Annotated in this window: 7 protein-coding genes; 2 read left to right on the forward strand and 5 right to left on the reverse strand. The window is 71.7% G+C overall.

Annotated elements, in window-relative coordinates; all coding sequences use genetic code 11:
- Positions 1 to 9 precede the first annotated feature (9 nt).
- A complete protein-coding gene (locus ACZ4VT_RS11105; protein WP_362806756.1) occupies positions 10 to 504 on the forward strand; it encodes an SRPBCC family protein in 495 nt (164 codons plus the stop codon).
- On the opposite strand, the gene ACZ4VT_RS11110 is transcribed toward ACZ4VT_RS11105, so the two are convergent.
- From ACZ4VT_RS11110 to ACZ4VT_RS11130, 5 genes are all read right to left on the reverse strand, one after another.
- Positions 505 to 2,097, reverse strand: a complete 1,593-nt coding sequence (locus ACZ4VT_RS11110) for a Na+/H+ antiporter (protein WP_467948503.1) — start codon at positions 2,095 to 2,097, stop codon at positions 505 to 507.
- A gap of 355 nt (positions 2,098 to 2,452) precedes the next feature.
- Complete coding sequence (locus ACZ4VT_RS11115; protein ID WP_467948668.1) at positions 2,453 to 2,875, reverse strand: GNAT family N-acetyltransferase; 423 nt, start codon at positions 2,873 to 2,875, stop codon at positions 2,453 to 2,455.
- A gap of 44 nt (positions 2,876 to 2,919) precedes the next feature.
- Positions 2,920 to 3,861, reverse strand: a complete 942-nt coding sequence (locus tag ACZ4VT_RS11120; RefSeq protein ID WP_467948505.1) for an RluA family pseudouridine synthase — start codon at positions 3,859 to 3,861, stop codon at positions 2,920 to 2,922.
- A gap of 41 nt (positions 3,862 to 3,902) precedes the next feature.
- On the reverse strand, positions 3,903 to 4,463 hold the full coding sequence (lspA, locus tag ACZ4VT_RS11125; RefSeq protein WP_362806748.1) for a signal peptidase II: 561 nt from the start codon (positions 4,461 to 4,463) through the stop codon (positions 3,903 to 3,905).
- Between the two features lie 122 nt (positions 4,464 to 4,585).
- Complete coding sequence (locus ACZ4VT_RS11130; RefSeq protein ID WP_467948507.1) at positions 4,586 to 5,413, reverse strand: TraR/DksA family transcriptional regulator; 828 nt, start codon at positions 5,411 to 5,413, stop codon at positions 4,586 to 4,588.
- Positions 5,414 to 6,029: 616 nt separating this feature from the next.
- Here ACZ4VT_RS11130 and ileS point away from each other — a divergent pair.
- The gene (gene ileS, locus ACZ4VT_RS11135; protein WP_467948508.1) at positions 6,030 to 9,188 is read left to right on the forward strand and encodes an isoleucine--tRNA ligase; all 3,159 of its coding nucleotides are present in this window, start codon (positions 6,030 to 6,032) and stop codon (positions 9,186 to 9,188) included.
- Positions 9,189 to 9,466 lie beyond the last annotated feature (278 nt).

The raw sequence follows: 9,466 nt of genomic DNA on the forward strand, positions 1-9,466 counted from the left end.
GGAGGACGCATGGGCGTCTACAACGTGCACGAACGCCTGCTCGGGGCCAAGCAGAGCGAGGTCGGCGCGCTCATCGACACGCTGTCCAGCGGGGAGGGCGACCGGTTGTGGCCCGGCCGCCTGTGGGAGGAGATGGAGCTCGACCGCCCCCTGGGCGTCGGGGCGGCGGGCGGACACGGACCGGTGCGGTACACGGTGGCCGCGTACGTGCCGGGCACCTGGGTCCGCTTCACCTTCACCGGGCCCCGCGGCTTCCACGGCTTCCACGAGTTCACCGCGCTGGCCGTCGACGCCGAGCGGACCGTGCTGCGGCACACCCTCGCGATGTCCGTCAGCGGCTTGGCCCGCATCACCTGGCCGCTCGCCTTCCGGCCGGCGCACGACGCCTTCCTGGAGGACAGCCTCGACCGCGCCGAACTGGCCTGCACGGGCACGATCGCCCGCCCGGCCCGCTGGTCCCCGTACGTCCGCTTCCTCCGCACGCTGGAACGGGTCGCGGCCTAGCTAGGGAGCGCGCAGGCTCCGTACGTCCAGGTGCCGCAGCACCCGGTCCACGACCTCCGGGTCGGAGCCGGGTTCGCTGCGGGCGGCCAGCACCTCGTGGCGGGCGGCCGACATCATCTCCCGCTGGATCCGCTGGATGTCGTGGAGCCGCTGCACCCGCTTCGCGTACGCCTCGCGCCGTTCCTCGTCCACCATGTCCGGGCTGATCCTCGCCCCCAGGTCGTACGCGCGCCGGGTCAGCTGCTCGATCAGGTCCTCCGGCAGCTCCTCGGCCTCGTCGATCTCCTTCAGCCGCCGCTTCGCCGCCTTCGCGGCGCGGATCGCCAGCTGCCGCTCGGCGTCCCGCCGCGCGTCCGTGTCGGCCTCCACACCCAGCCGCCGCACCAGCCACGGCAGGGTCAGCCCCTGGCACACCAGGGTCGCCATGATCACCGCGAACGCGATGAAGATGATCTCGTCCCGCGCCGGGAAGGGCTCGCCGGAGTCCGTCTTCAGCGGGATCGCCAGGGCCAGGGCCACCGAGGCCACCCCGCGCATCCCGGCCCACCACATCACCACGCTCTCCCGCCAGCTCAGCGGGATCTCCTCGTCATAGTCGCGCAGCTGGTGCAGCTTCTTCGCGAGCCAGCCGGCCGGCAGCAGCCACACCAGCCGGACGCCGACCACCACCGCGACGACGACCGCCGCCCATCCGGCCATCTCCCACTCGCGGTCCTGCGCCGTCCCGAAGACGTGGTGGAGCTCCAGCCCGATCAGCCCGAAGGCCACCCCGGTGACCAGCGTGTCCACGACCTCCCAGAAGGTGTGCCCGGCGAGGCGCCCCAGCACGTCATCGGCGTCGGAGGCGTACTCGGCGAGGAACAGGGCCGTCGTCAGCACGGCCAGCACTCCCGACCCCTGGAGTTCCTCCGCGACCACGTACGACACGAAGGGCACCAGCAGCGTCAGCCCGATCTGGAGGGTGGCGTCGTCGAGCCGGCCCATCAGCCAGTGGGCGGTCCAGCCGAGCGCCAGCCCGACGACCACGGCGACGACCGCGGACAGCACGAACTCCCCCAGCGCGTCGGGCCAGGAGAAACTGCCGCTGACGGCCGCGGCGATCGCCACGTGGTACAGCACGATCGCCGTCACGTCGTTGAAGAGCCCCTCGCCCTCCAGGATCGACACCATGCGGCGGGGCAGTCCGAGCGATCCGGCGACGGCGGTGGCGGCGACCGGGTCGGGCGGGGCCACGAGCGCTCCGAGCGCGACGGCGGCGGCGATCGGCAGCGTGGGCACCACGGTGTACGCGACGGCGGCGACGGCGGCGGTCGTGACGAACACCAGGGCGACGGCCAGCAGGAGGATGGGCCGCACGTTCGCGGCGAACTGCCGCCACGAGGTCCGCTGCACGGAGGCGTACAGCAGTGGCGGCAGCACCAGCGGCAGGATGAACTCGGGCGGCACCTCGACTTCCGGCACGGCCGGCACCAGCGCGAGGACCACCCCGCCGAGGGTCATGAGGACGGGCGCGGGCAGTCCCAGCCGGTCCCCGAGCGGCACCATGACCACGGCGCCGAGCAGCAGCACGAACAGTAGAGCAAGCTGATCCACTCCCCCACCCTGCCAGTCCGCTGCGCTTGGCCGGGGCGGTGGGTACCACAGTCCGCGTGTCGGGCCCGGCCCGAACCCCACGAGGCTCCGCCCCGCACCCTCCAGGGCTCCGCCCCGCCCGCTCTGGGCTCCGCCCCGAACCCCTACGGCGCTCCGCGCCCGCGCCTCAAACGCCGGCGGGGCTGACATTGCGCTCCGCGCAATCCAGCCCCCACCAGGCAAATCCAGCCCCGCGAGCAAATCCAGCCTCGCCGGGCAATTGCAGCCCCGCCGGCGTTTGAGGAGCGGGGTCCGGGGCGGAGCCCCGGTCTTTTCAGCCTCGCCGGGGCAGAGGGCCCGCAACGGCGTCGCAGGGCTACGGCAAGGGGCGCCGCATCGCCCGGTGCGGGATGCCCGCGTCCTGGAACTCCGGCCCGTAGGCCACGTACCCGAGACGCTCGTAGAAGCCCAGCGCATGCGTCTGCGCGCCCAGGTCGACGCCCGTCAGCCCGAGCCGCGACGCCTCGGCCTCGATCGCCCGGACCAGGGCCACGCCCACGCCCAGCCCGCGCGCGACCTTGCGTACGGCCAGCCGGCCCAGCGAGCCGACCGCCGGGTCGCCCGTCTTGGCCAGTGCGGCGGCGCCGTGGAGCAGCCGGCCGGTGCCCAGCGGCTCCCCGTCCGGCCCCACGGCCAGTACGTGCACCGCGCCCGCGTCGTACGCGTCGTACTCGATCGACTCCGGCACGGACTGCTCGACCACGAACACCTCGGTCCGCACGGCGAAGCACGCCGCCATGTCGACCTCGGAGTCCGCGCCCCGCACCTCGAAGCCGACGGCGGTCACTCGCTCTCCGCCCGGATCACGTCCAGCGCGTGCTGCAGATCCGCCGGGTAGCCGCTCTCGAACTCCACCCACTGGCCGTCGGACGGGTGCTCGAAGCCGAGCCGCACCGCGTGCAGCCACTGCCGGGTCAGGCCCAGCCGCTTCGCGACCGTCGGGTCCGCGCCGTAGGTCAGGTCGCCGACGCACGGGTGCCGGTGCGCGGACATGTGCACGCGGATCTGGTGCGTACGGCCGGTCTCCAGCTTGATGTCGAGCAGCGAGGCGGCGCGGAAGGCCTCGATCAGGTCGTAGTGGGTGACGGAGGGCTTGCCCTCCTGGGTCACGGCCCACTTGTAGTCCGCGCTGGGGTGACGGCCGATCGGGGCGTCGATCGTGCCGCTCATCGGGTCCGGGTGGCCCTGCACCAGCGCGTGGTAGCGCTTGTCCACGACCCGCTCGCGGAACTGGTTCTTCAGCGAGGTGTACGCGCGCTCCGACTTCGCGACGGCCATCAGGCCGGACGTGCCGACGTCCAGGCGGTGCACGATGCCCTGGCGCTCGGAGGCGCCGGAGGTGGAGATGCGGTAGCCGGCCGCGGCGAGGCCACCGATGACGGTGGTGCCGGTCCAGCCGGGGCTCGGGTGGGCGGCGACGCCCACCGGCTTCATGATGACCACGATGTCGTCGTCGTCGTGGACGATCTCCATGCCGGGGACCGGCTCGGCGACGACCTCGACCGGCCGCGGCGGCTCGGGCATCTCGACTTCGAGCCAGGCGCCACCGTGCACACGCTCGGACTTCCCGACGACACTGCCGTCGACCGACACCTTCCCCGCGGCCGCGAGATCGGCCGCCTTCGTCCGGGAGAAACCGAACATACGGGCGATGACGGCGTCGACGCGCTCGCCTTCGAGGCCTTCGGGAACGGGCAGGGTGCGGATCTCGGGAATCGTACTCACCTGTCGAGTATGCAGGACTCGACAGCGCACCCGTCCCGCGATCAGTCCTTGTGGACGGTGCCGTCCGGGTCCAGGCCCTTGAAGGACAGCAGCACGATCAGGATGCCGCCGCACACGATCGCCGAGTCCGCGAGGTTGAAGACCGCGAAATGGGCCGGCGCGATGAAGTCGACGACCGCGCCCCGGAACACGCCCGGCGAACGGAAGATCCGGTCGGTCAGATTGCCCAGCGCACCGCCCAGCAGCAGGCCCAGCGCGATCGCCCACGGCAGGCTGTAGAGCTTGCGCGCGAGCCGCACGATCACCACGATCACGGAAGCCGCGATGCAGGTGAAGATGATGGTGAAGGCCTCGCCGAAGCCGAAGGCGGCGCCCGGGTTGCGGACCGCCTCGAACTTCAGCAGGTCACCGATGATCTCGATCGGCGGCTGATGCTCCAGCTTCGCCACGACCAGCATCTTGGTGCCGAGGTCCAGCAGGTAGGCGAGCACCGCCACGACGAGCAGCACCGCGATCCGCCGGCGCCCCTTGGGCACGGCGGACTCCGGCTGGGCGTCGTCCCCGACCTCCGGCGTACCGATGATGCGCTCCGCCTCTGCCACGTGAGTCCCTCGAACTAGCTCGAACCAGGCTCCTGCTGGACCCTGACGAGACACGAGGGTACGTCAGGGCCCCCGCGCACCGCCTGCCCCACCTCCACCCGATTCCGCGCCCGGTGCCTCCCCTAGTGCCGCCGCTCCTGCTTCTGCTTGCAGTCCACGCACAGGGTGGCCCGTGGGAAGGCCTGCATCCTGGCCTTGCCGATGGGCTGCCCGCAGTTCTCGCAGAGCCCGTACGTGCCCGCCTCCAGCCGTTCCAGGGCCCGCTCGGTCTGCTCCAGCATCGAGGTGGCGTTCGCCGCGAGCGCCAGCTCGGACTCCCGGGTGATGTTCTTGGTGCCGGTGTCGGCCTGGTCGTCGCCCGCGCCGTCGCCCGAGTCCCGCATCAGGCCGCTGATCGCCACCTCGGAGGCGTCGAGCTCGGCGCGCAGCCGCAGCACCTCGCTCGTCAGCTCGCTGCGGGCCTCGTCGACCTCCGTTTGGGTCCAGGGGTCCTCGCCGGGCCGTACGGCGAGCTCGCCGGGGGTGAGGGCCGCTGTGGCCCGCGCCTTGGGCAGCCCGCTGGTGGCGGCCGCAGCCGTCTTCCTCGCCGTGCCGGTGCTCTTCTTGGCAACCACTTTCCGGACTCCCGTCTTCTTCGCGGCATGCGCCGCCCCCTCGGTCCCGGCCTGCTTGGCCGCGACCGTCCGCTTGTCGACGGCGGTCGTCTTCGTGACGGCGGTCGCCTTGTCGGCCGGCGCCTTCCTGGCCGGCGCCTTCTTCGCCGGCGCCTTCTTCGCCGGCGCCTTCTTCGCCGGCGCCTTCGTGGCGACGGCAGTCTTCCCGGCCGCGGTCGCCTTCCTGGCAGCGGTCGCCTTCTTGGCGGGAACCGTGTCCTCGGAGGCCTCCGCCTTCCCTGCGGCCTTCACGACAGCCTTCTTGGCAGTACTCCCGGCGGTCTTCTTCGCCACCATGGCCGCGGCCCCTTCACATACTGTGATCATTGCTCGCGAATCGTGCCGGAACGATAAATCGACTCCAGCCCCGCGGCAACGGGGCACGCATCCATCGAGGTCAACCTGCATCCGTTGTGCCCATCCGGAGCCCCGGTAATCCGCCACTCCCGCCCCACCCGCGTCCGTACCGGCGCCTCGGGTCCATTCGGGTCACGCACGGCCCGCCCCGTACCCCCGGCCACGCTCCGGCCGCGCCCCCGCCACGCCGTGCCGCCGCCCCCCGTACGGGCCCCCGCAAACCGGTCGGCCGCGCGCGCCCTGGGCCCGTACACTGGGCCCAGCGAAAGGCATGGACGGGGACGAGTAGCACCGTACGCAGCCAGGAGCGACCCGGGGACGGTGAGAGCCCGGGGGCGAGCGCGATGCGAAGGATCACCCCTGAGCCGCCGGAAGAAAGCCCGCACGGATCCCCGTACGGCGAGTAGAACCGGCTTCGCACCCCAATGAGGGGGCCACCGGATCCGTCCGGCGGCCAAGGAGGGTGGTACCGCGGGAGCAGGCGTCCTGGATTCTCAGAACGGCTCTCGTCCCTCCGGACGGAAGTGACACCCCGCCGGAGGAAGAGTTCAGCCTCATGACCACACCGCCGCAGTACCGCCCGGTACCCGCCCAGGTCGACCTGCCTGCCCTTGAGCATGCCGTCCTCGACTTCTGGCGCGAGAGCAAGACCTTCGCCAAGACCCTGGAGCAGTCCGAGGGACGCCCCGAGTGGGTCTTCTACGAGGGCCCGCCGACCGCGAACGGCATGCCCGGCGCGCACCACATCGAGGCCCGCGTCTTCAAGGACGTCTTCCCCCGCTTCCGCACCATGCGCGGCTACCACGTGGCCCGCAAGGCCGGCTGGGACTGTCACGGCCTGCCCGTCGAGCTCGCCGTCGAGAAGGAGCTCGGCTTCAACGGCAAGCAGGACATCGAGGCGTACGGCATCGCCGAGTTCAACGCCAAGTGCCGCGAGTCCGTGACCCGCCACACCGACGCGTTCACCGAGCTCACGACCCGCATGGGCTACTGGGTCGATCTGGACGACGCCTACCGGACCATGGACCCCGACTACGTCGAGTCCGTGTGGTGGTCACTGAAGGAGATCTTCAACAAGGGTCTGCTCACCCAGGACCACCGCGTCGCCCCCTGGTGCCCGCGCTGCGGCACCGGCCTCTCGGACCACGAGCTGGCCCAGGGCTACGAGACGGTCGTCGACCCCTCCGTCTACGTCCGCTTCCCGCTGACCTCCGGCCCGCTGGCCGGCGAGGCGGCCCTCCTGGTCTGGACGACGACCCCCTGGACCCTGGTGTCCAACACGGCGGTCGCCGCCCACCCCGAGGTCACCTACGTGGTGGCCGTCCGCAGCGGCGACGACGGCACGGAGAAGCTGGTCGTCGCCCAGCCCCTGCTGGAGAAGTCCCTCGGCGAGGGCTGGGAGGCCACCGGCCAGACCTTCACGGGCAAGGAGATGGAGCGCTGGACGTACCAGCGCCCCTTCGACCTGGTGGAGTTCCCGGCCGAGGCCCACTACGTCGTGAACGCCGAGTACGTCACCACCGAGGACGGCACCGGTCTGGTCCACCAGTCCCCCGCCTTCGGCGCCGACGACCTCGCGGTCTGCCGTGCGTACGGCCTGCCCGTCGTGAACCCGGTCCGCCCCGACGGCACCTTCGAGGAGGAGGTCCCGCTCGTCGGCGGCGTCTTCTTCAAGAAGGCCGACGAGAAGCTGACCGCCGACCTCGACGCGCGCGGCCTGCTCTTCAAGCACATCGCCTACGAGCACAGCTACCCGCACTGCTGGCGCTGCCACACGGCCCTGCTCTACTACGCGCAGCCGTCCTGGTACATCCGCACCACCGCCGTCAAGGACGCGATGCTGCGGGAGAACGAGAAGACGAACTGGTTCCCGGACTCCGTCAAGCAGGGCCGCTTCGGCGACTGGCTGAACAACAACATCGACTGGGCGCTCTCCCGCAACCGCTACTGGGGCACCCCGCTGCCGATCTGGCGCTGTGAGGAGAACCACCTCACCTGCGTCGGCTCGCGCGCGGAGCTGACCGAGCTGTCGGGCACGGACCAGTCGGCCCTGGACCCGCACCGCCCGTACATCGACGACGTGACCTTCACCTGCACCGCCGAGGGCTGCTCCCTCGAAGCGGTCCGCGTGCCGGAGGTCATCGACGCCTGGTACGACTCGGGCTCGATGCCGTTCGCGCAGTGGGGCTACCCGTACAAGAACAAGGAGACCTTCGAGAAGCGCTACCCGGCGCAGTTCATCTCGGAGGCCATCGACCAGACCCGCGGCTGGTTCTACACGCTGATGGCGGTCGGCACCCTCGTCTTCGACAAGTCCTCGTACGAGAACGTGGTCTGCCTCGGCCACATCCTCGCCGAGGACGGCCGCAAGATGTCCAAGCACCTGGGCAACATCCTCCAGCCGATCCCGCTCATGGACCAGCACGGCGCGGACGCGGTGCGCTGGTTCATGGCGGCCGGCGGCTCCCCGTGGGCGGCGCGGCGCGTCGGCCACGGCACGATCCAGGAGGTCGTGCGCAAGACCCTCCTCACGTACTGGAACACGGTCGCCTTCCAGGCCCTGTACGCCCGTACGTCGAACTGGGCGCCCTCCGCGGCCGACCCGGCCCCGTCGGACCGCACGGTCCTCGACCGCTGGCTGCTCTCCGAGCTCCACACTCTCGTCGCCCAGGTCACGGACGCGATGGAGGCGTACGACACCCAGCGCGCCGGCAAGCTGCTGTCCGCCTTCGTGGACGACCTGTCGAACTGGTACGTCCGCCGCTCGCGCCGCCGCTTCTGGCAGGGCGACAAGGCCGCGCTGCGCACCCTGCACGAGGTCGTCGAGACGGTCACGCGCCTGATGGCCCCGCTCACCCCCTTCATCACCGAGCGGGTCTGGCAGGACATGATCGTCCCGGTCACCCCGGACGCCCCGGAGTCGGTGCACCTGTCGACCTGGCCGGCCGCCGACACCCCGGCGATCGACCCGACGCTCTCGCAGCAGATGCAGCTGGTCCGCCGCCTGGTCGAGCTGGGCCGGGCCACGCGTGCCGAGTCGGGCGTGAAGACCCGCCAGCCGCTCTCCCGGGCCCTGGTCGGCGCGACGGGCTTCGACGCCCTGTCCCCCGACCTCCAGGCCCAGATCACGGAGGAGCTGAACGTCTCCTCCCTGGCCTCCCTCTCGGAGGTCGGCGGCTCGCTGGTCGACACGACGGCGAAGGCGAACTTCCGGGCCCTGGGCAAGCGCTTCGGCAAGGGCGTGCAGGACGTCGCCAAGGCGGTGGCCGCGGCCGACGCGGCGGCGCTGTCGCTGGCCCTGCGCTCGGGCTCCGCGGTCGTCTCGGTGAACGGCGAGGAGGTGGCCCTCTCCCCGGAGGAGGTCATCATCACGGAGACCCCGCGCGAGGGCTGGTCGGTGGCGTCCGACTCGGGCGCGACGGTGGCCCTGGACCTGGAGATCACCCCGGAGCTGCGGCTGGCCGGTCTGGCGCGTGACGCGATCCGGCTGATCCAGGAGGCCCGCAAGAACTCGGGTCTGGACGTGGCGGACCGCATCGCCCTGCGGTGGGGCTCCGACGAGGCCGAGGTGGTCCGGGCCCTGACGGACCACGCCGCGCTGATCGCGGACGAGGTCCTGGCCACGGACTTCGCCGAGGGTCTGGCCGACAGCACGTACGGCGCCGAGTTCACGGACGAGCCCCTGGGCCTGACGTTCCGCCTCCGCAAGGCGTAACCCCCGGGCCAAGCGGCCCGTACCTCCCCTGGCCGGGAGGTGCGGGCCGTTCCGCGTTCCTGGGGCCTGCGGCCTCGCCGCGCCATCCAGCCCCGCCGGCGTTTGAGGCGCGGGGACTCGGGGGCAGCGCCCCCGCAACGGCGCCGCACACGGGTACGCGAACGGGCCGGGCCCGAGGTTCCGTGAAACCTCGGGCCCGAGGCAAGAAGTGGGGGTGGGGAGCGGCGAGGGGGGGGGGGTGTCTTGGTGTTTTCTTTGTCGGGTGGGGAGTACCGGAG

It is taken from the genome of Streptomyces sp. NPDC029164 (assembly GCF_055563995.1).